23 protein-coding genes are annotated in these 22,677 nt (G+C 71.1%); 17 read left to right on the top strand and 6 right to left on the bottom strand.

The window, feature by feature from the left end; translation table 11 throughout:
* Position 1: 1 nt before the first annotated feature.
* The gene (locus BIU91_RS16090; protein WP_071406256.1) at positions 2-1,693 is read right to left on the bottom strand and encodes a cation:proton antiporter; all 1,692 of its coding nucleotides are present in this window, start codon (positions 1,691-1,693) and stop codon (positions 2-4) included.
* Positions 1,694-1,720: 27 nt separating this feature from the next.
* Complete coding sequence (locus BIU91_RS16085; protein ID WP_071406255.1) at positions 1,721-2,086, bottom strand: hypothetical protein; 366 nt, start codon at positions 2,084-2,086, stop codon at positions 1,721-1,723.
* Positions 2,087-2,279: 193 nt separating this feature from the next.
* Here BIU91_RS16085 and BIU91_RS16080 point away from each other — a divergent pair, with 193 nt between their 5' ends.
* Positions 2,280-4,490, top strand: a complete 2,211-nt coding sequence (locus BIU91_RS16080; protein WP_071406254.1) for an NADP-dependent isocitrate dehydrogenase — start codon at positions 2,280-2,282, stop codon at positions 4,488-4,490.
* Between the two features lie 167 nt (positions 4,491-4,657).
* On the opposite strand, the gene BIU91_RS16075 is transcribed toward BIU91_RS16080, so the two are convergent.
* Both BIU91_RS16075 and BIU91_RS16070 read right to left on the bottom strand, forming a co-directional pair.
* Positions 4,658-5,113 (bottom strand): DUF3817 domain-containing protein, encoded by a 456-nt coding sequence (locus BIU91_RS16075; protein WP_035809287.1) that lies wholly within the window; start codon positions 5,111-5,113, stop codon positions 4,658-4,660.
* 79 nt (positions 5,114-5,192) lie between these two features.
* Positions 5,193-6,632, bottom strand: coding sequence for a DUF4832 domain-containing protein (locus BIU91_RS16070; RefSeq protein WP_071406253.1), 1,440 nt, complete (start codon positions 6,630-6,632; stop codon positions 5,193-5,195).
* A gap of 140 nt (positions 6,633-6,772) precedes the next feature.
* Here BIU91_RS16070 and BIU91_RS16065 point away from each other — a divergent pair, with 140 nt between their 5' ends.
* Together BIU91_RS16065 and BIU91_RS16060 are read left to right on the top strand one after the other, a co-directional pair.
* Positions 6,773-7,549: a ThuA domain-containing protein gene (locus BIU91_RS16065; protein WP_253183784.1), complete on the top strand. Its 777-nt coding sequence runs from the start codon at positions 6,773-6,775 to the stop codon at positions 7,547-7,549.
* Entirely contained in the window at positions 7,546-8,703 is a 1,158-nt protein-coding gene (locus BIU91_RS16060; RefSeq protein ID WP_071406252.1) for a GAF domain-containing protein, read from the top strand. The genes BIU91_RS16065 and BIU91_RS16060 overlap by 4 nt, the downstream gene beginning before the upstream one ends.
* A 63-nt stretch (positions 8,704-8,766) precedes the next feature.
* Here the strand turns inward: BIU91_RS16060 and BIU91_RS16055 are convergent, their stop codons facing one another.
* Positions 8,767-9,210: a disulfide bond formation protein B gene (locus tag BIU91_RS16055; RefSeq protein ID WP_071406251.1), complete on the bottom strand. Its 444-nt coding sequence runs from the start codon at positions 9,208-9,210 to the stop codon at positions 8,767-8,769.
* 90 nt (positions 9,211-9,300) lie between these two features.
* Here BIU91_RS16055 and BIU91_RS16050 point away from each other — a divergent pair, with 90 nt between their 5' ends.
* From BIU91_RS16050 to BIU91_RS16015, 8 genes are all read left to right on the top strand, one after another.
* Positions 9,301-9,951, top strand: a complete 651-nt coding sequence (locus BIU91_RS16050) for a ScbR family autoregulator-binding transcription factor (RefSeq protein WP_071406250.1) — start codon at positions 9,301-9,303, stop codon at positions 9,949-9,951.
* Between the two features lie 117 nt (positions 9,952-10,068).
* Positions 10,069-10,944, top strand: coding sequence for an aminoglycoside phosphotransferase family protein (locus BIU91_RS16045; RefSeq protein WP_071406249.1), 876 nt, complete (start codon positions 10,069-10,071; stop codon positions 10,942-10,944).
* Between the two features lie 58 nt (positions 10,945-11,002).
* Positions 11,003-11,614 carry a hypothetical protein gene (locus BIU91_RS16040; RefSeq protein ID WP_071406248.1) on the top strand — a complete coding sequence of 204 codons (612 nt, stop codon included), beginning with the start codon at positions 11,003-11,005 and terminating at the stop codon, positions 11,612-11,614.
* The gene (locus BIU91_RS16035) at positions 11,611-12,348 is read left to right on the top strand and encodes a DinB family protein (RefSeq protein WP_084741362.1); all 738 of its coding nucleotides are present in this window, start codon (positions 11,611-11,613) and stop codon (positions 12,346-12,348) included. Before BIU91_RS16040 ends, BIU91_RS16035 begins: the two co-directional genes overlap by 4 nt.
* Positions 12,349-12,556: 208 nt before the next feature.
* A complete protein-coding gene (locus BIU91_RS16030; RefSeq protein WP_027466835.1) occupies positions 12,557-13,204 on the top strand; it encodes an ABC transporter permease in 648 nt (215 codons plus the stop codon).
* On the top strand, positions 13,191-14,462 hold the full coding sequence (locus BIU91_RS16025) for an ATP-binding cassette domain-containing protein (RefSeq protein WP_071406247.1): 1,272 nt from the start codon (positions 13,191-13,193) through the stop codon (positions 14,460-14,462). The genes BIU91_RS16030 and BIU91_RS16025 overlap by 14 nt, the downstream gene beginning before the upstream one ends.
* Positions 14,459-15,223, top strand: coding sequence for an ABC transporter permease (locus BIU91_RS16020; protein WP_071406246.1), 765 nt, complete (start codon positions 14,459-14,461; stop codon positions 15,221-15,223). The genes BIU91_RS16025 and BIU91_RS16020 overlap by 4 nt, the downstream gene beginning before the upstream one ends.
* Entirely contained in the window at positions 15,220-16,245 is a 1,026-nt protein-coding gene (locus tag BIU91_RS16015) for a glycine betaine ABC transporter substrate-binding protein (RefSeq protein WP_071406245.1), read from the top strand. Before BIU91_RS16020 ends, BIU91_RS16015 begins: the two co-directional genes overlap by 4 nt.
* A gap of 144 nt (positions 16,246-16,389) precedes the next feature.
* On the opposite strand, the gene BIU91_RS19195 is transcribed toward BIU91_RS16015, so the two are convergent.
* Positions 16,390-17,019 (bottom strand): TetR/AcrR family transcriptional regulator, encoded by a 630-nt coding sequence (locus tag BIU91_RS19195; protein ID WP_071406244.1) that lies wholly within the window; start codon positions 17,017-17,019, stop codon positions 16,390-16,392.
* A gap of 80 nt (positions 17,020-17,099) precedes the next feature.
* Between BIU91_RS19195 and BIU91_RS16005 the strand changes: the two genes are divergently transcribed.
* From BIU91_RS16005 to BIU91_RS15980, 6 genes are all read left to right on the top strand, one after another.
* Positions 17,100-17,828 (top strand): ABC transporter ATP-binding protein, encoded by a 729-nt coding sequence (locus tag BIU91_RS16005; protein WP_071406279.1) that lies wholly within the window; start codon positions 17,100-17,102, stop codon positions 17,826-17,828.
* Positions 17,825-19,102, top strand: coding sequence for an ABC transporter permease (locus tag BIU91_RS16000; protein ID WP_071406243.1), 1,278 nt, complete (start codon positions 17,825-17,827; stop codon positions 19,100-19,102). Before BIU91_RS16005 ends, BIU91_RS16000 begins: the two co-directional genes overlap by 4 nt.
* A gap of 27 nt (positions 19,103-19,129) precedes the next feature.
* Positions 19,130-19,657: a GNAT family protein gene (locus BIU91_RS15995; protein WP_071406242.1), complete on the top strand. Its 528-nt coding sequence runs from the start codon at positions 19,130-19,132 to the stop codon at positions 19,655-19,657.
* 54 nt (positions 19,658-19,711) lie between these two features.
* The gene (locus BIU91_RS15990) at positions 19,712-20,380 is read left to right on the top strand and encodes a hypothetical protein (RefSeq protein ID WP_027466829.1); all 669 of its coding nucleotides are present in this window, start codon (positions 19,712-19,714) and stop codon (positions 20,378-20,380) included.
* Positions 20,381-20,498: 118 nt separating this feature from the next.
* A complete protein-coding gene (locus tag BIU91_RS15985) occupies positions 20,499-21,191 on the top strand; it encodes a hypothetical protein (protein ID WP_071406241.1) in 693 nt (230 codons plus the stop codon).
* Between the two features lie 39 nt (positions 21,192-21,230).
* On the top strand, positions 21,231-22,676 hold the full coding sequence (locus tag BIU91_RS15980; RefSeq protein ID WP_071406240.1) for an NAD(P)/FAD-dependent oxidoreductase: 1,446 nt from the start codon (positions 21,231-21,233) through the stop codon (positions 22,674-22,676).
* Position 22,677: the final 1 nt, after the last annotated feature.

Below are 22,677 nucleotides of genomic sequence, written 5' to 3'. Positions count from 1 at the left end.
GTCACCGGGTCGGCGCGCCCCGTAGTTCGAGGGCGATCTGCTCGGCGTCCAGGTTCTGCAGCATCGACTCGAGCACCTCGGCGTCGAACGTGCCGTCGTCGCGGGCGTCGAGGATCGCGGAGCGCTGCGCCTGGAGGACCGCGAGGCGTCGCGCCTTCTCGCGCCCCATCCAGGCGCGGAGCTCGGCTGGGTCCGCCGCCTCGAGTTCTCCGCGCGAGGCCGGGGGCTGTTCACCGGTGCGCGGTACCTGTTCGGCCGCGCTGCGCATGAGCTCGAGCAGACGCTGTCGTTCCTCGGTGTCCTTTGCAGCGGTGTCCGATGTGGGGGCGGCGATGCGTCGGAGCAGGGGACCGATCGTGCCGCCCTGGACCACCAGGGACAGCAGTGCGACCGCGAAGGCGACGAACACCAAGAGCGATCGCTGCGGGGTGCCCTCCGGCAGGGTCTGCGCAGCTGCGACGGTCACGGCCCCGCGCATCCCCGCCCAGACCACGGCGGTGCCCTCGCGCCAGCCCAGCGGCGCCTTCGTGTAGTACGCGATGTCCGCCAGGGTGCGGCGGACCCGGGTCGTGAACCGGTCGAGCTCTCGTTCCGAGGGCGCGCGGTTGCCCGGTCGGTGCTCGCGGATCACCTCGCTCATCGCGTCGCGGTCACCGGCGTGCATCTCGGCGAAGCGCCCCTGCATCCGCTCGCCGCGCTTGGCGCTCGCCGACAGCGCGAGCAGCAGCGGGACGACGTACGCGGCCCGCACGAGCACGGTGAGCACGAGGGCCCCGACGGCGATGAGGAGTGCCGGTCCGACGCCCGTGTGCTCGTCCTGCACGTCGCCGAGGATGGTCGCGAGTTCGAGTCCCATCGTGAGGAACACCGCGCCCTCGAGCACGAGTTCGATGGTCTGCCAGTTCTGGGCGTCCGACAGCCGGTGCCCCGGAGGGAGCTTTCGCGGCCCGACGATGCCGGTGAACAGGCCCGCGACGACGGCGGCCACGAGTCCGGACCCGCCGAAGTGCTCGGTGGGGACCGCCGCGACGAACGGCACCGCGAAGGACAGCGCGGTGTTCACCGCGGCACTCGGCACGCGCGCGCGGACGAAGACGTTCAGCCAGCCGACGAACCACCCGACGACGACGGCGATGGCCACGGCGCCCGCGAAGTCGCCGAGGGCGCCCCAGAACGAGAACGAGGCGGCCGCTGCGACGATGGCGGTGCGCAGGAGCACGAGCGCGGTGGCGTCGTTGAGCAGCGATTCACCGTCGAGGATCGAGATCGCCCGGCGTGACACCGAGGTCTGCTTGACGATCGAGGTGGCGACCGCGTCGGTCGGGCTGACGATCGCGCCGAGGGCGATGCCCCACCAGAAACCAAGGCCCGGGATCACCCAGGCGAAGAACAGCCCGAGCACCAGGCTCGACGCGACGACGAGCAGGACCGACAGGCCGCTGATCGCGCCGAACTCGCGCCGGAAGTTCATCGACGGCATCGACACCGCCGACGAGTACAACAGCGGCGGCAGGACCCCGGCGAGGATCCACTCCGGTTCGATCTCCGCGTGGGGGATGAACGGCATCAGGCTCGCGACGATCCCGACGACGACGAGCACGAGCGGTGCCGCGATCCCGATGCGGGGGCCGAGCACGGCGGCGCCCGCGATGGCGATCAGGGCGATGACACCCACGACGAGGAGTTCGGTCACGGGTCCAGGGTGTCACCACCGGCCGGATCAGGCTCCGTCGGGTCCGGGGCCCTGCGCGGCGCTCGCCTGCACCGACGGGTGCGGAGGAGCGGCGTGCGTGACGACGGAGACACTGCCGACGGCGAGCACGAGTGCCAGCGCTCCGGCGGTGCAGGCCGTCCCGATCCGCCGCAACCGCGACCGGCTGCCACGCTGACGCGGTGCGAACCGCTTGGCACTCGGTCGGGGTTCGGGGCCGACGAGCCAGGGACCGGAGCCGTCGGGGTCGTACGAGAACGGGCCGGAGCCGTCCGGCGCGTAGCGGTAGGGACCGCTGCCGTCCGAGGCGTAGGCGGACCGCAGGTCCTCCGCGGTCCAGCCGAAGTCGTCCGGGGTCTGCCGTGTGGTGGTCATGCGCGCTCTCCCTCGCTCTGGTGCTGCGGAAGACCAGTCCACGCACCGTTCCTATGTGTCGACAGTGCGCCTCCAGGGTGTCGGCCGAGCATCTGCCGCGCGGAAGCGGGGGCCATGTATCTTGATGTCGAGACATCCTGAGCCACGAGTACCGTGGACGTACCGACGGTCGAACAAGGGAGTACCCGCCAGCATGGCCAAGATCATCTACACCCTCACGGACGAGGCGCCGTTCCTCGCCACCCACTCCTTCCTCCCGGTCATCCAGGCCTTCGCCGGCACCGCGGGTGTCGACGTCGAGACCCGCGACATCTCGCTCGCCGGCCGGATCATCGCCCAGTTCCCGGAGCGGCTCACCGACGAGCAGCGCCTGGACGACGCCCTCGCCGAGCTCGGCGACCTGGCGAAGACCCCCGAGGCGAACATCATCAAGCTGCCGAACATCTCGGCGTCGATCCCCCAGCTCAAGGTCGCGATCAAGGAACTGCAGGCGCAGGGCTACGACCTGCCCGACTACCCGGACGAGGCCACGACCGACGAGCAGCGCGACGTCCGCGCCCGCTACGGCCGCGTCCAGGGCAGCGCCGTCAACCCGGTGCTGCGCGAGGGCAACTCCGACCGCCGCGCACCCCTGTCCGTCAAGAACTACGCCCGCAAGCACCCGCACCGCATGGGCGCCTGGTCGCGTGACTCGAAGACGAACGTCACCACCATGGGCGTCGACGACTTCCGGTCGAACGAGAAGTCCTGGATCGCCCCCGCCGACGACGTCCTGACGATCACCTTCGTGGCCGAGGACGGCAGCGAGCAGGTCCTCAAGCAGTCGATCCCCGTCCTGCAGGGCGAGGTCGTGGACGGCACCGTGCTGCACGTGGCCGCTCTCGAGTCGTTCCTGCGCAAGCAGATCGAGCGCGCCGCCGCCGAGGACGTCCTGTTCTCCGTGCACCTTAAGGCCACGATGATGAAGATCTCCGACCCGATCATCTTCGGCCACGTCATCAAGGCGTTCTTCCCGTCGGTGTTCGAGCGCTACGGCGACGACCTCGCCGCCGCGGGCCTGACCCCGAACGACGGCCTCGGTTCGATCCTCGCCGGCCTCGCTGCGCTGCCGAACGGCGCCGAGATCGAGCGTGCCTTCAAGCAGGGCATCGCCGACGGCCCCGAGCTCGCCATGGTCGACTCGGACAAGGGCATCACGAACCTGCACGTGCCGAGCGACGTCATCGTCGACGCGTCGATGCCGGCGATGATCCGCACCTCGGGGCACATGTGGGGCCCGGACGGCGACGAGCACGACACCCTCGCCGTCATCCCCGACTCGAGCTACGCCGGCATCTACCAGGCCGTGCTCGACGACTGCCGCGCCCACGGCGCCTTCGACCCGTCGACGATGGGCTCCGTGCCCAACGTCGGCCTGATGGCGCAGAAGGCCGAGGAGTACGGCTCGCACGACAAGACGTTCGAGCTCCCCGGCGCCGGTGTGGTCCGCGTCACGACCGCCTCGGGCGACGTCGTCATCGAGCACGACGTCGAGCCCGGTGACATCTGGCGCGCCTGCCAGACCAAGGACGTCGCCATCCGCGACTGGGTGAAGCTCGCCGTCACCCGCGCGCGTGCCTCCGCGACGCCGGCCGTGTTCTGGCTCGACGAGACCCGCGCGCACGACGCGAACCTCATCGGGCTCGTTCGCAAGTACCTCGGCGAGCACGACACCGAGGGCCTGCAGATCGAGATCCTCGCGCCCGAGGACGCCATGCGCTTCTCGCTCGAGCGCATCCGCCGCGGCGAGGACACGATCTCGGTCACCGGCAACGTCCTGCGCGACTACCTGACCGACCTGTTCCCGATCATGGAGCTCGGCACCTCGGCGAAGATGCTCTCCGTCGTCCCGCTGCTGGGCGGTGGCGGCCTGTTCGAGACCGGTGCCGGTGGTTCCGCGCCGAAGCACGTGCAGCAGCTCGTGCAGCAGAACTACCTGCGCTGGGACAGCCTGGGCGAGTTCCTCGCACTGGCGGTCAGCCTCGAGCACCTCGCCGGTGTGACGGGCAACGAGCGGGCGAAGATCCTGGGCGAGACCCTCGACCGTGCCACCGGGACGTTCCTGGAGCAGGACAAGTCCCCGGGTCGGAAGCTCGGCTCGATCGACAACCGCGGCAGCCACTTCTACCTGGCGAAGTACTGGGCCGAGGAACTCGCGGCGCAGACCCAGGACACCGAGCTCGCGGCGTCGTTCGCGGACCTCGCGGCGAAGCTCGGTGAGCAGGAGCACACCATCGTCGACGAGCTCGTCTCGGTGCAGGGTCACCCGGCCGACATCGGCGGCTACTACCGCCCCGACGACGCCAAGACGAGCGCGGTCATGCGTCCGTCCGCCACGTTGAACGCGGCGCTGGCAGCGCTCTAGCAGCGACCAGCCGACGGACGGGAGGCCCGGTGCCAGCTGGCACCGTCCCTCCCGTCCGTCCGTCCGTGGTCGCGACCACGGCCGCGCTTCGTGAGCAGCAATGGTCGCGTCCGCACGACGAACCCGACCATTGCTGCTCACGAAGTGACGCGTGGGCGCTCGTCGCGTCAGCCGCGGGACGGCACGGGCGGGCCGGCGGCGAGCAGCCCGGTGAACACCAGGGCGACGGCCACGACCCCGATGCCCGCGGCCACGGCGGGCCGACGCACCACGAAGAACAGCAGACGGTCCCAGAAGCCCGAGTGGGCGTCCGGCGAGCGGCGCCAGGAGCCCTCGAGCATGCCGCGGCGGGCGACCGCGACCTCGAACGGCACCGTGGCGTACGGCACGACGGCACTGGCCCAGCCGAGCACGAGCGCCCCGAACGACCACCGCTGGTTCACCGCCACGACCGTCGTGACCACCAGGTACGCCAGGAACACGAAGCCGTGCACCCCACCGCCGATGCGGACGCCCCAGTCGCCGGCGTCCAGGCCGTACTTGAGCACCATCCCGAGGATGAGCAGGGTCCAGGTCACGAGTTCGGCGACCGCAGCGGCGCGGAACAGGGAGCGCGGAGTCATGCCGTCAATCGTGGCGGACCCGGTTGACAGACAGCAGAACGCCCCGGATCGTCCGACCCGGGGCGCGCTGCAGGTCCGCTCAGTGCCGCACGACCACCGTCTGCCCGAGGCGGTTCACACCTGCGCTCGCGTCCCACGTGCCGGTGTTCGCCGTCTGGATCGCGAAGGCCGGGTTCGCCGCCACCGAGGCCTCCGGCGCGGGCAGGGCGAGTGCGACGCTCCAGCGCCCGTTCGGCACGTCGGCCAGCGACGCCCGGACGGTCACGGTCCGTCCCGGCTGCCAGGACGACGCGTCGGCGACCACGGGCACGGTCACCCGGCGATCGCCGTCGGTCAGGACGAGCTGCACCGGGCGGCTGTTGTACGGCGCCGCCCAGCCGTCGTTCCGGATCGACACCGCCACCGACGGCTTCGCGCCAGAGGTGGCGGTGCTCGACGTCATCGTGAAGCGGTAGCCGAGCTTCTTCGCGGCGTCGGTCATGCCCTCCGCACCCCAGGTCGCCAGGACGTCCTTGTTGTAGTCGAGGTTGAGGTAGCTGTAGTGGTACTTCGCCATCTCGGCCGAGGCGGACGGGTACTCGGACCGCGGCGCGTTCACGGCGCAGGTCTCACCACCGACGGGGACGTACCGCGACTCCGCCGCCAGGTAGTCCTGGTCGAGCGACAGCGGGTTGCTCAGGAACGTGCCGAAGTCGTCCGGCGAGGCGAGGAAGCAGTCGTTGTGGTGCCCGATGCGCGACGCTGCCGACCCGTCGTGCGCCTGCGCCGGGGTGAGCGCCCCGGCCGTGCCGGACGGCGTGCGGAGTGCGTCCTGCTTCATCTGCATCGTGCGGACCTGGACCGAGCGGCTGGACGGCAGGGCCGCGAGTTCGGCCTGCAGGACCTGTCGTCGGGCGTCCTTGTCGGCCTCGGTCAGCACACCCGGGTTCGCCGGGTCGCTCGCGAAGTGGTCGGTGTAGTAGCCCTCGCCCCAGAGCCCGATGAATCCCCCCTGCAGGGTCGGGATGACGTCGGCGTTCCGGCGGAGCGTCGGGGTGAGCTGCTCGATGTGCGCGAGCACGGTCGGCAGGTCGGCGTCACCGTAGGGCGCCGAGTACGGGTACGAGCCACCCTGGACGTACGCGAACCGGGTGATCACACCCACGCCGGCTGCGCGCGCGGTGTCGTAGTCGTGCTGCACGAGCGCGAGCCAGGCCGGACTGAGTTGCCGCTGCTGGACGAACGCCTCCATGTAGAACACCCGGACGACCTGCGTGACGCCCTCGGCCCGGTAGCCCCGGAGCGTCGCGGCGTCGAGCGGCGTGTACCCGGTGCCGTCGGCGCGGTAGTGCGTCTCGGTGGTGTGGTCGAACCCGCGCGAGGGGTTCGGGATGACCGCGTCGCTCGCCGTGTAGGTCACGGTCGAGGTGGTCGCGGTGCGTTTCGAGTGGTGACCGGTGGGTGACGCCCACGCGGTGGTCGGTACGGCGAGTGCGAGCACCGCCGCGAGTGCGACGGTGGTGATGGTGCGGTGCTGCATCGGACGAGCCCCTGTCCTCGGCGCGGGCGGTGACCGGCACCCCCTGGCACCGTCGCCTGCGCGATTGTGATCTGAAGGTAGGCCAAACGATCAGAAAACGCCAGGACCTGCGCAAAGCGATCACGGGTAGCGTGGGTCCCATGTCGCCGTCGACCGAGAACCGTCCCCTGAACATCGTCGTCTGGAACGAGAACGTGCACGAGACCCGCGGTGACGCGACGGTCATCGGGCACTACCCCGACGGCATGCACGCCGTGATCGCCGAGGCGCTCCGGCAGCTGCATCCCGGGGCCGACGTCTCCACCGCCACCCTGCAGGAACCCGACCACGGCATCACCGCCGAACGGCTCGCCGCCACGGACGTGCTGTTCTGGTGGGGCCACGCCGCCCACGACGAGGTGAGCGACGCCGTCGTCGACCTGGTCGTCGACGCCGTGCACGCCGGCATGGGCCTGGTGGTGCTGCACTCCGGCCACTACTCCAAGCCGTTCAAGCGCCTGATGGGCACGACCTGCTCGCTGAAGTGGCGGAACGACGGCGAGCGCGAACTCGTCTGGACTGTGGCGCCCGAGCACCCGATCGCCGCCGGGGTCCCGCACCCGATCGTCATCGACCGGCAGGAGATGTACGGCGAGTACTTCGACATCCCGCGCCCCGACGAAGAGGTGTTCCTGTCGACCTTCGCGGGCGGCGAGGTCTTCCGCTCCGGCGTCGCGTACCGCCGGGGGCTCGGCAAGGTCTTCTACTTCTCGCCCGGCGACCAGGAGTACCCCGTCTACCACCACCCGGACATCCAGCGCGTGCTGTCGAACGCCGCCGCCTGGGCCGCCCCGGTGTCCGAGCGCCGCGAGTTGACGGCTGACCCCCACCCACGGGACTGGTTCCTGTCGGACGATGGGGGTAGACAGGCCGGGTGACCAACCATCTCGACGGTGCGGACAAGCGCACCGCGGTGATCGAGGCGCTCGCCATCTTGGGATCAGGACCCGAGGAGCGCTTCGACCGCATCACCCGCATGGCCCACGAGGCGTTCGACGTCCCGTTGACCTTCCTCAACCTCGTCCACCACGACCTCGTCACCACGCAGTCGACCTTCGGCTGGCACCAGGGATCGAGTGTCCCCGCCAGCGAGCAGTTCTGCGCGTCGACGGTGCTCACCCGCGAACCGATGGTGATCCCGGACGCGTCCCTCGACGCCCGGTTCGCCCACACCGCGGCGGTGGCGGAGCACGGCATCCGGTTCTACGCGGGCGCACCGTTGACCATGGTCGACGGCACCCGGGTGGGCACGCTGTGCTTGATGGACGCTGTTCCGCGCACGTTCTCACCGGACGACGTCGCCCTGCTGGGCGACCTGGCCCGGTGGGCGGAGCGCGAGCTCGGCGTCGCCATCGACCGCGGGCGGGTCCGTCGGGTGCTCGACGGCCTGGTGCCGGACCCGGTCGCGGTGCCGGGGTACGACCTCGACGTCCTGGTGGCCCAGCACGACGACGGCGGGGGTGACGTCGCCGACTGGCGCGTCGCACCGGACTCTGCCCTGCACGTCACCGTCGGCCGGGTGAGCGCGGCCGGCCCGGCGTCGGGCCTGCTCGCCGCGGCGGTCCGCGGTGCCGTGGCGGCACGGACCGGCACCGACATGTCGGACGCGATCGTCGGCCTGGAGGCGCAGGTCACCGCCGACCTGTCGGCTGCGGACGCCGTCGGCTCGCTATTCCACCTGCGGCTCGACCCGACGTCGGGTCACGTCGACTTCGGCGACGCCGGCCACGGCCTCGCCGTGCTCGTCCCCGCCGACGGTCCGGCTCGCGTCCTGCACCCGCTCGACCTGCCGCTCGGACTGCAGCCGGCATCGATCCCACGGTCGCCCGGAGCGCTCGACCTGGAACCCGGGGACCGGCTGGCGATCTGCACCCAGGGCGTCCTGTCGCTGGACGGGCTCCGGCACCTGGACGACCTCGCCGCGCTGGTGCGCTCGGCTCCGGACGGGGCCACCGTGGTCGAACGGGTGCGCACGGCCGTCCCCACCGACGCCGTGGTCGACGTCACGCTGGTGGTGCTCACGCGACACTGAGCGAGATCCGCCGCCCCGGTGCGTCAGGCGTCGCCCGGGGTGCGGACCGCCGCCCGCAGCGGATCAGGAGCGGAAGCGGTCCGACCGCGGGCGCGGGGTCCCGGTCAGTGAGACCACGAGCAGGGTCGCGAGCAGGGCGAACCCGGCCAGCTCGATGCCCAGGCCGGCGAGCTGCCAGTACGCGCTGCCGACGTGCTGCGGCTGCGTGATGGACTCCGGCCACCACGACTGGATGAGCGGGAACGAGCCCGGGAACGGGTCGAGGCCGAACACGACGAGCCCGCCGAGCAGCATCACCACGCCGAGGCCGGCCATCGCCCCACGGGACCGGCGGAGCATGTGCACCACGAGGGCCGCACCCATGCCGGCGAGTCCGACGACGGCGATCAGGAACGCGAGCACCACGATGGTCTGCGGCGCGAGCGCGACCCAGTCCAGCACCGCGATCGGCAGCAGCAGCCACCGACCCGTCCGTGCCCAGCGCGCAGGGTTCCGCCATCCGTCCATGGCGACCGACCGTAGGGCACCCGGCCGAACGCCTGCCGAATGCGGCCAGTGGACCTCGGCGGCAGCGTGCGCTGACTACGATCGGACCCCATGGCGCAGGACCGACCGACCCGGCAGCAGCGGTCGCTCGCGACCCGCACGGCGATCATCGAGGGCGCGGCCGCGGAGTTCGACGAGCGCGGGTACGTCGGTGCCTCGATGGACGGCATCGCCGAGCGCATCGGGATGACCAAGGGCGCGCTGTACTTCCACTTCACGTCGAAGGCCGACATGGCGGGTGCCGTGATCGCCGAGCAGCACGCGATCTCCCGCCGGTACGGCGAGGCGGCGGTGTCGAAGGGGACGACCCCGCTCGAGTGGATCCTGTGGTTGGCACAGGGGCTGGCCGTGCAGATGACGACCGAGGTGGTGGTCAGCGCCGGTGTCCGGCTGTCGACCGACGTGGCCGCGAGCGACGTCGACCGGCAGGACCCGTACACCGACTGGACCACGGTGGTCGCCGGGTTCGCGCGGCAGGCCGTCGACGCGGGCGAGATCGACCCGCGGTGGGATCCGGAGCTGGTCGGCCGGGTCGTCGTCCGCGCCTACACCGGCGTGCAGACCGTCTCGGACGTGATGACCCGCCGGGCCGACCTGTTCGCGGGCCTGCGGGAACTCTGGACGGTCCTGCTGGACGCGTTCGTCACCGAACGGCTGCGTCCGGAGATCCCGCGGCTCGTCGCGCTCATCGCTCCGGAGTGACGCGGGTCCCCCCAGGGAAACACCCACGTCACCTCGCCTCTGAGACTAGCGAGAAGGGTGTCGCGCCACCGGCCCCAGTTCGCGGGCGTGTGTCCGGCGGCCCACTAGCCTGACGCCGTGCCCACACCCGCTGCCGAGGTCGACGTCGACGTCCCGCTCGTCCGGTCCCTGCTGCGCGACCAGCACCCCGACCTGGCTGGCCTGCCGCTCGAGGTCGTCGCGAACGGCTGGGACAACGTCGTGCTGCGCCTGGGCGACGACCTGGCCGTCCGGGTCCCCCGTCGGGAGCTGGCCGCACGGCTCGTCGAACACGAACAGCGCTGGTTGCCGGACATCGCCGCCCGGGTCGGATCGGTCGTCCCGGTGCCGGCCCCGGTGCGCACCGGCCGCCCCGCCCTCGGGTACCCGTGGTCGTGGAGCATCGTGCCGTGGCTACCCGGCACGGCGATCGGTGAACGGGCGGCCGGGGTCCCCGTCGCCGAGGCGCTCGCCGCGTTCGTCGGGCTCCTGCACGTCCCCGCTCCGGACGACGCCCCGGTGAACCCGTTCCGTGCGGTGCCGCTCGCGTCGCGGAGCGACGCCGTGCTGACGCGACTCGACGAGCACGGCGTGCACCGGGCCGGAGAGCTGGCCATGCTGTGGCGGGCCGCAGCGGCCGTGCCCGCGCACACCGGGCCTCCCGTCTGGGTGCACGGCGACCTGCACCCCTTCAACCTGCTCGTCGACTCGTCGGACGGAGCCGACCGCCTGTCGGCCGTGGTCGACTTCGGGGACGTCACCGCGGGCGACCCGGCCGTCGACCTCGCGACCGCCTGGCTGACGCTGGACCGGCCGGGGCGTCGGGCGTTCCGGGCGCGCGTCGCGGCCCCGGATGCCACCTGGCTGCGCGCACGGGGGTGGGTGGTCGCGCTCGCGTCCGCGCTGGCGACTGCCGACGAACGCGCCTTCCGGAGCGTCGCGCGACGGAGCATCGACGCGGTGCTGGACGACTGAGTCCCCGCGGGGCTATCGTGACCGCACCATCCGTGCACAGCCGATCGGAGGGGCCACCATGACCCTCGAGCTCCGCGTCCAGCACGACGTCGCCACCGACGCCTCCCCCGCCCCCGTCCGACCCGAGCGACGCGGTCTGCGCGGCCTGCTCGACCGTCTGTCGGACCGCCGTGCCGCCGCCCGCGCGCGACGGGTCGACGACCGGGTGCGCGAACTCGGCGAACTCGTCCACCTGCTCTCCGATGCCCGCGCGGTCGTCGAACGCGGGTGGGTCCAGCACGCCTGGTTCACCTACCTCGACGAGCACGGCCGCGAGCGGAAGGCCTCCAGTGCCGCCGCGATGGACGTGCAGGGCCGGCCGCTCGTCGGCGCCTGCCTGGTCGGCGCGGTCGTGTCCGCCGCCGGCGGTCCGCACGCGGTGCACGCTCCCCGGGTGCAGCACGCGCTCGACGTCGTGTGGCACGCCCTCGCCCGCGACGAGGGCGAGCCCGTGCTGTGGTGCCCCGCGCCGGACATCCGGATGGGGCGGGTACGGGACCTGACGAGCTGGAACGACGCCCCGGCACGCACCGGCGCCGAGGTCGCCGGGCTGCTGCTGACCGCCGAACGGGTCGCCGTGCAGGAGTCGACGCGCCTGCAGGAGCTCCGGGTGGCACGATCGGGGGCATGAGCGACGTCGAAGCGGTCCCCGAGGTGCACCCCGCGAGCACCAGCACCCTGGCGGCGAGCGGCAACGCCCTGCTGTCGGACGAAGGGGCAGTGCGGAACCCCGACGGTGCGGCGGCCGCGGACGGCGCGGGCGCGGACGCCGCTGCCGCCGACGCCCCGGTGAAGCGGACGCTGCACCGGTACCTGCAGAAGCACCGTGCGGCCCTGCTGGCGAAGCTCGACGGGCTGGCCGAGCGGCAGGCCCGCTGGCCGGTGACGCCCACGGGCACGAACGTCCTCGGGCTGGTGAAGCACGTCGCCGGGGTGCAGGCCGGCTACTTCGGCGAGGTGTTCGGGCGGCCGTTGCCGGACCAGCCCGCCTGGCTCGAGTCGGAGGACGGCGAGGACATGTACGCCTCGCTCGACGAGACCATGGCCGACATCGTGGCCTTCCACCACCGGAGTGCCGCCCATGCCGACGCCACGATCGAGGCGCTCGACCTCACCGCCACCGGGACCGTGCCGTGGTGGCCGGAGGGGCACCGGGACGTCACCCTGCACCGGATCCTGGTGCACATGGCGTACGAGACCGCCCGGCACGCGGGTCACGCCGACATCGTGCGCGAGATGCTCGACGGCCTGGCCGGCGACGGTGACGGCAACCTGGCCGACAAGTCCCCGGAGGAATGGGTCCGGTGGCGTGAGCAGCTCGTCGACATCGCGGAGCGATCCGGGTTGCGCGACCTCGACGCATAGCCGAGCAGGCAGACCGATCGTTACCGTTCTCCCAGGCTCGCCCTGGTGAACCCCTGCTGACCAGGGGTTGTCCTCCTCGCAACCGCAAGGGAAACCGCCGTACAGGTGGGGTTGCGTTGTACAACCGGTCCAGCTGTTGCATAGCTTTGGCCGAGCTCGTGCCCCGATCTGTGGGCAGTTCAGCCGACCGGAAGGGGAGCGCCCACCCGTGTTCCAGTACGTCGTGGAGCGATGGAGCCAGATCTGGTTCGCATCGTGGCAGCACTTCTCACTGGTCGTCCAGTGCGTCGTCCTCGCCACGGTCATCGCCGTGGTGCTCGCCACACTCGTCTACCGCAGCCCGCGCCTGACCGCGTTCGCGAACGGGGTGTCGGCCATCGGCCTCACCCTGCCGTCGTTCGCCGTCATCGGCCTGCTCATCGTCCCGCTCGGCTTCGGCGTCCTGCCGTCGGTCGTGACGGTCGTCTTCTTCGCCGCGCTGCCGATCCTGCGCAACGCGGTCGTCGGTCTCGCCGAGATCCCGCCTGCCGTCGTCGAGTCGGCGCGCGGCATCGGCATGAGCCGGTTCCGCACCCTGCTGCAGGTCGAGCTGCCGATGGCGTGGCCGATCATCCTGAGCGGTGTCCGCGTGGCTGCGCAGATGGTGATGGGCATCGCCGCCATCGCCGCGTACGCGCTCGGCCCCGGGCTCGGCGGCTTCATCTTCTCCGGGCTGTCCCGCCTCGGCGGCGCCAACGCCCTGTTCTCCGTCGTGGTCGGGGTGGTCGGCGTCGTCCTGCTCGCCCTGGTCCTCGACCTGCTCCTCATCGGCCTCGGCCGCCTGACCATCTCGAGAGGTATCCGTGTCCAGCACTGACTCCGCCACCACCACCGCGCCCGACGGGGACGTCACCGGGCGCAGCATCCTGCTCGACGAGGTCACCAAGCGGTACCCCGGGCAGTCGAAGCCCGCCGTCGACGGCATCACGCTCGAGATCCCGGCCGGCAAGATCGTCATGCTCGTCGGCCCGTCCGGCTGCGGCAAGACGACGACCCTCAAGATGATCAACCGCCTGATCGAGCCCACGCAGGGCCGGATCGTCGTCGGCGACGACGACGTCACGGGCATCGACGGCGACGAGCTCCGTCGCCGCATGGGCTACGTGATCCAGGCCGGCGGGCTCTTCCCGCACATGACCGTCGCGGCGAACATCGCGATCGTGCCGAAGATGCTCGGCTGGTCGAAGGAGAAGATCGCGGCGCGCGTCGACGAGCTGCTCGACCTGGTCTCGCTCGACCCCGACACCTACCGCGACCGGTTCCCCCGCGAACTCTCCGGAGGCCAGCAGCAGCGCGTCGGCGTGGCCCGTGCGCTCGCGGCGGACCCGCCCGTCCTGCTCATGGACGAGCCGTTCGGTGCGGTCGACCCGATCACCCGCCAGCGTCTGCAGGACGAGCTCCTGCGCATCCAGGAGGAACTGCACAAGACGATCGTCATCGTCACGCACGACTTCGACGAGGCCGTGAAGCTCGGCGACTGGATCGTCATCTTCACCGAGGGTGCGCACATCGTGCAGTACGACACCCCGGAGCGGATCCTGGCCGAGCCCGCGAACGAGTTCGTCGAGAACTTCATCGGTTCCGGCGCCGGCCTGAAGCAGCTCACGCTGAACCGCGTGCGCGACGTCGAGGTCGAGTCGGCCGTGACCTGCTCGCCCGGCGAAGAGGTCAAGGCCGTGCTGCAGCGGATGAACGAGGCCGGTGGGCACCAGCACGCCGTCGTCGTCGACCACCGCCAGCGTCCGATCGGGTGGCCGTCGCGCCGCCAGCTCGAGCGCCTCGAGCGCATCCCCGACGGTGTCGAGCCCGGCCTGCCCGTCGTGGGCGAGGCCGCGACCCTCAACGACGCGCTCGACACCATGCTCGTCTCGAGCGCCGGCGCCGCACTCGTCACCGGTCGTCGTGACGCGTTCCGCGGCGTGATCACCGTCGAGACCGTGATGGAGGCGATCACCCGCTCCCGTGCGACCGCCGCCGGAGACCAGGCCTACACGCCGGTCGGCACGAACACGAACCCGATCGAGACCATGCCGTCGTCACCGGTGTCGGCGATGCCCACCGGAGAAGACCTGTGAGCACGGTCGCCGTCGCCGGCCCCGCCACCGGTGCACGCACCTCGTGGAAGGGCCTGCTGTTCCAGCCGATCGCGATCCTGGTCGTCCTGGCTGGCTTCGCGGTGTGGCTCGCGACGGCGGACCTGACCCCGACGGAGCGCACGACGCTCAACCCGGCGGACATCCTGGCCCTGACCGGCCAGCACCTCGTGCTGACCCTGCAGTCGACGGTCCTGGTGCTCGTGATCGGCATCCCGCTGGGCGTCGTCCTGACGCGCGGGCCGCTGCGCCGGGCGAGCCCGTACGTGCTCGCCGTCGCGAACTTCGGGCAGGCGGCCCCGGCCGTCGGCCTCATCGTGCTGCTCGCCGCCTGGCTCGGTCTGAACAGCTCGTCCGCCGTCATCGCGCTCGTGCTCTACGCGATCCTGCCGGTGCTCCGGAACACCATGATCGGCGTGCAGAGCGTCGACGACCGCCTGGTCGAGGCCGGTCGCGGCATGGGCATGAGCGCCTTCAGCGTGCTGATGCGCGTCGAACTGCCGCTCGCGGTGCCCGTGATGCTCTCGGGCATCCGGACCGCCCTCGTGCTGCTCGTCGGCACGGCGAGCCTGGCGACCTTCGTCGGTGCGGGCGGACTCGGTCTGCTCATCACCACGGGCGTGACGCTGTTCCTGCCGAAGGTGCTGGTCGCCGGGGCCCTGCTCGTCGCCCTGCTCGCCCTCTCCATCGACTGGCTCGGCCGCGTGGTCGAGACGGTCGCACGACCGAAGGGACTCCGATGACCCGCCGCACCCGCAGCACCCGCCGCACCCGCACCCGGGTCGGAGCAGCCGCGTTCGTCGCCGGTGCCACCGCCCTCGTCCTGACCGGGTGCGGCCTGCAGCCCGCCACGTCGTTCGTGCCCGAGGCCGGCGCCGGCTCCATCCAGCGCATCGACGACCTGCCGGCCGGCGCCCACATCACCGTGACGTCGAAGAACTTCACCGAGCAGCTCGTGCTCGGCAAGATCGCCGTGCTCGCCGCCAAGGCCGCAGGGTTCGACGTCACCGACGAGACGAACGTGCCCGGCAGCGTCGCAGTCCGTGAGCTGATGACCTCGCACGCGGCCGACTTCACGTACGAGTACACCGGCACCGCGTGGCTGACCTTCATGGGCCACACCAAGGGGATCCCGGACAAGACCGAGCAGTGGACGGCGGTGAAGAAGGAGGACGCCGGCAACGGGCTGACGTGGCTCGAACCCGCGCCGATGAACAACACCTACGCGTTCGCCGTCCGCAACGAGGCCGTCAAGGAGCTCGGGGACGTCAAGACGCTCTCCGACATCACGAAGCTGCCGGTCGACCAGCGCACGTTCTGCGTGGAGTCGGAGTTCAACTCCCGCGCCGACGGCTTCAAGCCGATGCTCAAGAAGTACGGTCTGGAGCTCGGCGGTTCGGGGTCGAACGGGGTGCCCAGCAGCAACGTCAGCATCCTCGACACCGGCACGGTCTACACGGCCACCGACCGCGGCAAATGCAACTTCGGTGAGGTCTTCACCACCGACGGCCGTATCAAGTCGCTCGGGCTGACGGTGCTCGAGGACGACAAGGGGTTCTTCCCGGCGTACAACGTGGCGCCCGTCATCGACTCGAAGACGCTCAAGGAGTACCCGCAGCTCGAGGGGATCTACGACCAGATCTCGCCGAAGCTCACGGACGCCGTGCTGCAGGAGCTCAACCGTCAGGTCGACGTCGAAGGGCGTGAGCCGGCGGACGTCGCCTTCGACTGGATGGTGAAGGAGGGCTTCATCACGAAGCCCTGACCGCCGCGGTCGACTTTCGGTCGCTTGGTGAGCAGAAATGGTCGGGTCGCCGAACGGGTCCCGACCATTTCTGCTCACCATGTGTCGGACGGGAGGCCCGGTGCCAGCTGGCACCCGGCCTCCGGGTCCGTCTGTGGTTGCGTCTCAGGCCGCGGCGATGCGCGCAGCCGTGTCGCGGATCGACGCGACCACCGCCGCCCGCACCTGCTCCGGGTCGGAACCCTCGTGCCGAGCGGCACTGCGGAGGCCCGTCATGCACATGCCGAGCAGCATCTCGGCCGCCTGCGGGGTCGCCGCCTCCGGCCCCCAGGCCGGGTCGCGTTCGAGGATCGTGCGCACCGCGCCGGTCATCGCCTCGGCGACCGTGGTCATCCGCGTGACCTGCCGACGCATCAGCTGCGGGAACCGCACGATGACGGCCTTGCGCTCGAGGCGCTCGTGCTCGTCGCCGAACGACGACCCGAACACCAGGAACGCCAGGTCCACGACGGCCTGCGCCGCCGGCTCCCCCGCGACGGCCGCCAGGTGCGCCTCGAGGGTGGCGGGTTCGAGGTCGAGCTCGGTGTGCCCGAGGACCGCGTCCTCCTTGCTCTCGAAGTAGTTGAAGAACGTCCGCGGGGAGACGTCGGCTCGTGCAGCGATCTGCTCGATCGTGGTGCCGTCGACGCCCTGCTCGAGGGCCAGGGACCGAGCCGCCTCGGCGATGCGGTTGCGGGTCTCGATGCGCTTGCGGTCACGGAGACCGAGTTCTGACGGCGTCGCGGAGTCGGGCATGGCCCGACTGTAACCGGAACGTCACATGATCTACAGCAAACGCAAACTTGCAGTCGTGCATCGGACACTACGGTGAACCCATGACCACTCCCGTGCTCGAGGCCCGTGACCTCGCCAGGACCTACGGCCGCGGCGCGACGCGGTTCGACGCGCTCAAGGGGGTGTCGCTGGCGGTGCACCAGGGCGAGAGCCTGGCGATCGTCGGCAAGTCCGGCTCCGGCAAGTCGACGCTGATGCACCTGCTCGCGCTGCTCGACAAGCCGTCGGCCGGACAGGTGCTGCTCGACGGCACCGACGCCGCGACGCTCGGTGCCCGCCAGGTCAACCGCACCCGGAACAGCACCTTCGGGTTCGTGTTCCAGCAGTTCTTCCTCACGCCGAAGACCTCGGTGCTCGACAACGTCGTGCTCCCGCTCAAGATCGCCGGTGTCTCCGGAGCCGAGCGGAAGCGACGGGGCATGGCGGCGCTCGACGCCCTCGGGCTGGCCGACAAGGCCAAGAACGACGCCAACGACCTGTCCGGCGGCCAGAAGCAACGCGTCGTCATCGCCCGGGCGCTGGTCGGCGAGCCGAGCGTGATCTTCGCCGACGAGCCGACCGGCAACCTCGACACGAACACTGGACAGGTGGTCGAGGACATGCTGTTCGGGCTGCAGCGCGAGCGGGGGATCACGCTCGTCGTGGTCACGCACGACGAAGAGCTCGCCGCGCGCTGCGACCGCAGCGTGAACGTCCGCGACGGCCTGATCGTCGGCGGACCCGACGACGCGGGCGACGCGTCTGCCACGCACGGAAGGCACTCCGCATGAACTTCCTCGACCTCCTGCGCACCGCGGTCTCGAACACCTTCCGCTCGAAGCTGCGCACGACCCTGACCGTCATCGCGATCTTCATCGGCGCCTTCACGATCACGCTCACCTCGGCCATCGGCACGGGCGTCAGCAACTACATCGACAGCCAGGTCTCCTCGATCGGCGACACCGGTTCGCTGACCATCACGAAGGCGGTCGACAGCACCTCGACCGACAGCGGCCCCGCGAAGTACGACCCCGACGCGTCCGGTCAGAGCGTCGACCGCGGCCCCGCGTCGTTCTCGTACCTGTCGCAGTCCGACGTCGACGCGATCGAGAAGACGGACGGCATCAAGAGCCTCCGCCCCGCGATCGCCCTCGCACCGAAGTACGCCGAGTACGGCGACCAGGGCAAGTACGTCGTGTCGCTCACCGCCAACGCCGGCGAGCTCGACGCCGACCTGGCGAGCGGCAAGCAGCTCGACGACGAGACCGACGCCAACCAGGTGATGCTGCCGACCGACTACCTGAAGAACATGGGTCTCGGCAGCGCCTCGGCCGCCGTCGGCAAGGAGCTCACGATCGCCGTCGACGACTACCAGGGCAAGGAGCACACGCTCACCGCCACCGTCGTCGGGGTGCAGAACGAGTCGCTGTTCGGCAGCGGTGCCGGGGCGAACGCCGCACTGACCGACGCCATGCAGGCCGCGCAGGAGATCGGCAAGCCCGACTCGATCGCGACGTCGTACGCCAGCGCCACCGCGACGCTCGACGCCGACGCCTCCGTCACCACGGTCAAGAAGTCCCTGGCCGACGACGGGTTCCTCGGCCAGACCATCCAGGACCAGCTCGGCCAGTTCCAGACCGTCATCAGCGGCATCGTGGGGGTCCTGAACGCCTTCGCCGTGATCGCGCTCGTCGCCGCCGGCTTCGGCATCATCAACACCCTGCTCATGAGCGTGCAGGAGCGCACCCGCGAGATCGGCCTGATGAAGGCGATGGGCATGGGTGGCGGCAAGGTCTACACGCTGTTCTCGCTCGAGGCGGTGTTCATCGGGTTCCTCGGCAGCGCCATCGGTGCCGGGGTCGCGATCCTGCTCGGCACCGGGATCTCGAACGTCCTGGCCGGCACGCTCCTCAAGGACCTGCCGGGGCTGCAGATCATGCAGTTCGCGCCGGGGTCCGTCGCCACGATCATCCTCGTCGTGATGTTCATCGCGTTCCTGGCGGGCACCCTGCCGGCACGACGAGCCGCACGGCAGAACCCGATCGAGGCGCTCCGGTACGAGTGACAGGCAGGGCTGCCTAGTGTCGGAACGGTGACGACGTTCGGACGCGACCTCGGTGACGGCTACACGCTGACGCTGCGCGACCTGACGACGGTCGACCAGGTGCTCGCACTCGTGCACGCCAACACCGACCGTCTGCGCGCCGCCGAGCCCTGGGCCTGGGACCCCCAGACCCGCGAGGCCATCGCCCTGCACACGGAGCGCCTGCTCGGCCAGTTCGCGATGGACCGCGCGCTGCCCTGCGTCATCCGCACGGACGACCGCATCGTCGGGGTGGCTTCGCTGACGTTCGACCCGTACCTGGGCCAGGCATCGCTCGGCTACTGGGTGGACGCCGGACAGGAGGGCCGTGGTGTCGTCCGGCGGGCCGCCACCGTGCTGATCGGGGTCGCCCGGGCGCGCGGGTGCGCACGGATGGAGATCCGGACGGCGGTCGACAACGCGCGGAGCCGGGGGCTCGCCGAGCGGCTCGGCTTCGTGCACGAGGGCACCCTGCGTGGCGCGCTGCCCCTCGGGTCCGAGCGTGTCGACGTCGCGGTGTACGGCCTGCTGCTCTGACGCCCGTCGCCGTCGTGCAGGCCGACCGACACCGGTCGCCGGTATCGTCGGAGCATGGCCTTGTTCGGACGACGCAACCCCGACGTGCGCGATCGACCCATCAGCCAGGTCGAACTGAAGCGGGCGGTCGACGAGGGCTTCCTCATCGCGAAGGCCGCCGTCACCATCGCGGTGGCCAACCGCATCATCACGAACGCCCTGCGTGACCAGGGGTACTTCGACCACGCGCTCATCGCCGAGGCCACGCGCGAGGAACTCCACCGCATGGCCGAGGAACAGCGGGGCGACGCCGCACGCATGCGGGAGATCCGCTCCACCTCGAGCAAGCAGAAGGGCCGTTCCCGCCACCAGCACGACTACCGGCGGGGCGACGACCTGAAGCTCCGGATGCGCGAGGCCACGTACGAGCAGCTCGCCACCATGCTCGACAAGCGGCGCGACGACCAGCACTTCGTCGACGGCATCGTGCTCGCCGCGCGGGCCCGCGCCTGGGACGACATCGGCACCACCGTCGTCGGACGCCTCGGTTGGGCGCAGCGCCCGGCGGACGACTACGAGATCGGCCGTGACGACCGGCTGCAGCAGATGCTCGACGAGGACTTCGCCGAGTTGCTCGCTGAGCACCCCGTCGGATCGACCCCGGTCGACGCCGACGAGCCCGACGACGCCGACGGTGACCAGGACGAGTCGGACCCGGCTGATCCCGACACCTCGCGCACCTGACCGGTACTTGATATACCGGGGCATCTTCGATACGCTCATCGAGTAACGCCCCAGGACCATTCGGCTCGCCGGACTCCTGGGGCGATTGCTGTCTCAGAGGGGTGCGACGAGGGGCGCGATGATCGATCCAGCCACGCTGCAGGCGCTCCCGAGGCTGCTCAGCGCAGCGCGCTTCGACCGGTACGCGGCCCGCTACGACGGCCGTACCGACCTCGCCGCGCGGCTCTACGCCTGGAACTCAGAGATCGCGTCAGCGTTCTGGGGTCCCGTCGGTTGCCTCGAAGTGTTCGTCCGGAATGCTCTCCACGACGAGCTCCGCCGGGTCCGTCGTGACGACTGGTGGAACGACGCCGCTGTCCACCTGCTGGACCGCGAACGCCGGGCGGTCGACGACGCAACTCGAACCCTGCGACGACGGGGCTTCACCGATCCCGAACCGGATCAGGTGGTCGCCGCGACGAGCTTCGGCTTCTGGGTCGGCCTCACCGATGCGGGGATCCCCCGAAACCCGATCTGGAGCTACGAGACGACGCTCTGGCAGCCGCGGCTCGTGCACGCGTTCCCCGGCCTGGGGACGGTCCGACGCAAGCAGCTGCACCGACGACTCGATGCCGTGCGGAGATTCCGGAACCGGCTCGCCCACCACGAACCCATCCACAACGCGCCGTTGGCGGCCATCCGCGACGACATCGTCGCGATCGCCGGAGCGATCGACCCCGACGCAGCAGCGTTCATCGCCGGTGCGCACCGCATCGACGACGTCCTGGCTCGGAAGCGGGTGGCGGTGTCGACAGGCGCCTCGGTGATCTGACCGACACCACACGCAGTCACGAGTCCCTAGGCTCGGTGCATGGTTGATGCGGTGGTCGTCGGAGCGGGACCGAACGGGCTCGCGGCAGCGGTGACGCTCGCACGCGCCGGACTGTCGGTCGAGGTCGTCGAACGGAACGACACGATCGGCGGCGGCGCCCGGACGGCCGAGCTCACCCTGCCCGGCTTCCTGCACGACGTCTGCTCCGCCGTGCACCCGATGGCCCTGCAGTCCGAGTTCTTCCGGCTGTTCCGCATGGAGGAGCGCATCGAGCTCCGCCTGCCCGAGGTGCAGTACGGCCACCCGCTCGACGGCGGCCGCGCCGGCATCGCCTACCAGGACCTCGACCGCACCGCCGCCGAGCTCGGGGTGGACGGGCCGGCCTTCAAGCAGTTGATGGCCCCGCTGGCGGAGAACGCCGACCAGGTCGCCGACTTCGCGACCGACGCGCTGCTGCACGTGCCGCGGCACCCCCTGACCGTCCTGCGCTTCGGTCTGCGGGCGCTCGAGCAGGGCACCGCCGCGTGGAACCTGCGCTTCCGCGGCGAGGCCGCCCCGGCGATGGTGTCCGGCGTCGCGGCGCACTCGATCCAGCACCTGCCGTCCCTGTCCACCGCGGCGGCGGCACTGTCGCTCGGCTCGTACGCGCACGCCCGCGGGTGGCCGGTGCCGATCGGTGGCAGCCAGGCGATCGTCGACGCGCTCGCCGCGGACCTCGTCGCGCACGGCGGCCGCATCGTCACCGGGCAGGAGGTCCGGTCGCTCGGTGACCTCACCCCGGCGAAGGCGGTGCTGTTCGACACGAGTGTGCCGGGCATGCTCCGGATCGCGGGCAAGCAGATCCCGACCCCGAAGCGCGGTGCACTGCGGCGCTTCCGGTTCGGCAACGCGGCGGCGAAGGTCGACTTCGCGCTGTCCGACCCGGTGCCGTGGACCAACGAGTCGCTGCGGAAGGCCGGGACCGTGCACATCGGCGGGACCCGGCAGGAGATCGCGGAGGCCGAACGTGCCGTGGCGCACGGCCAGCACGCCGAGCGCCCGTACGTGCTGGGCGCGGAGCCGACCGTGGTGGACCCGACCCGCGCCCCGAAGGGCAAGCACGTCTTCTGGGCCTACGCGCACGTCCCCGCGGGGTCGGACGTCGACCCGACCGAGGCCGTCACCCGTCAGATCGAGCGGTTCGCGCCGGGGTTCCGCGACACGATCCTGTCGTCGAGCTCCCGCACCGCCGTGCAGATGGGCGAGTACAACCCGAACTACGTCGGTGGCGACATCGCCGCCGGTGCCGCGAGCTTCTGGCAGCTCGTCAAGCGCCCCGTCCTGTCCAGCGACCCGTGGCGGATGGGTGGCGGCATGTACCTGTGCTCCGAGTCCTCCGCGCCCGGCCCCGGCGTGCACGGCATGGCTGGGTGGCACGCGGCGAAGAGCGCACTCCGGCACACCTTCGGCCTGCCGGAGGACGTCGACCTCACCCCGGAAGGCTGAT

Source organism: Curtobacterium sp. MMLR14_002, assembly GCF_001864975.1.
Classification (GTDB): domain Bacteria; phylum Actinomycetota; class Actinomycetes; order Actinomycetales; family Microbacteriaceae; genus Curtobacterium; species Curtobacterium flaccumfaciens.
This window is presented reverse-complemented; position numbering and strand designations above follow the sequence as displayed.

Bases quoted from the DNA above. Each gene is read 5' to 3' on its own strand.
- BIU91_RS16055 (WP_071406251.1), bottom strand. From the start codon at position 9,210: ATGGACGGATGGCGGAACCCTGCGCGCTGGGCACGGACGGGTCGGTGG.
- BIU91_RS16070 (WP_071406253.1), bottom strand. From the start codon at position 6,632: ATGCAGCACCGCACCATCACCACCGTCGCACTCGCGGCGGTGCTCGCA.
- BIU91_RS16080 (WP_071406254.1), top strand. From the start codon at position 2,280: ATGGCCAAGATCATCTACACCCTCACGGACGAGGCGCCGTTCCTCGCC.
- BIU91_RS16015 (WP_071406245.1), top strand. From the start codon at position 15,220: ATGACCCGCCGCACCCGCAGCACCCGCCGCACCCGCACCCGGGTCGGA.
- BIU91_RS16050 (WP_071406250.1), top strand. From the start codon at position 9,301: ATGGCGCAGGACCGACCGACCCGGCAGCAGCGGTCGCTCGCGACCCGC.
- BIU91_RS16040 (WP_071406248.1), top strand. From the start codon at position 11,003: ATGACCCTCGAGCTCCGCGTCCAGCACGACGTCGCCACCGACGCCTCC.
- BIU91_RS16085 (WP_071406255.1), bottom strand. From the start codon at position 2,086: ATGACCACCACACGGCAGACCCCGGACGACTTCGGCTGGACCGCGGAG.
- BIU91_RS16005 (WP_071406279.1), top strand. From the start codon at position 17,100: ATGACCACTCCCGTGCTCGAGGCCCGTGACCTCGCCAGGACCTACGGC.
- BIU91_RS19195 (WP_071406244.1), bottom strand. From the start codon at position 17,019: ATGCCCGACTCCGCGACGCCGTCAGAACTCGGTCTCCGTGACCGCAAG.
- BIU91_RS15980 (WP_071406240.1), top strand. From the start codon at position 21,231: ATGGTTGATGCGGTGGTCGTCGGAGCGGGACCGAACGGGCTCGCGGCA.
- BIU91_RS16035 (WP_084741362.1), top strand. From the start codon at position 11,611: ATGAGCGACGTCGAAGCGGTCCCCGAGGTGCACCCCGCGAGCACCAGC.
- BIU91_RS16075 (WP_035809287.1), bottom strand. From the start codon at position 5,113: ATGACTCCGCGCTCCCTGTTCCGCGCCGCTGCGGTCGCCGAACTCGTG.
- BIU91_RS16000 (WP_071406243.1), top strand. From the start codon at position 17,825: ATGAACTTCCTCGACCTCCTGCGCACCGCGGTCTCGAACACCTTCCGC.
- BIU91_RS15990 (WP_027466829.1), top strand. From the start codon at position 19,712: ATGGCCTTGTTCGGACGACGCAACCCCGACGTGCGCGATCGACCCATC.
- BIU91_RS16065 (WP_253183784.1), top strand. From the start codon at position 6,773: ATGTCGCCGTCGACCGAGAACCGTCCCCTGAACATCGTCGTCTGGAAC.
- BIU91_RS15985 (WP_071406241.1), top strand. From the start codon at position 20,499: ATGATCGATCCAGCCACGCTGCAGGCGCTCCCGAGGCTGCTCAGCGCA.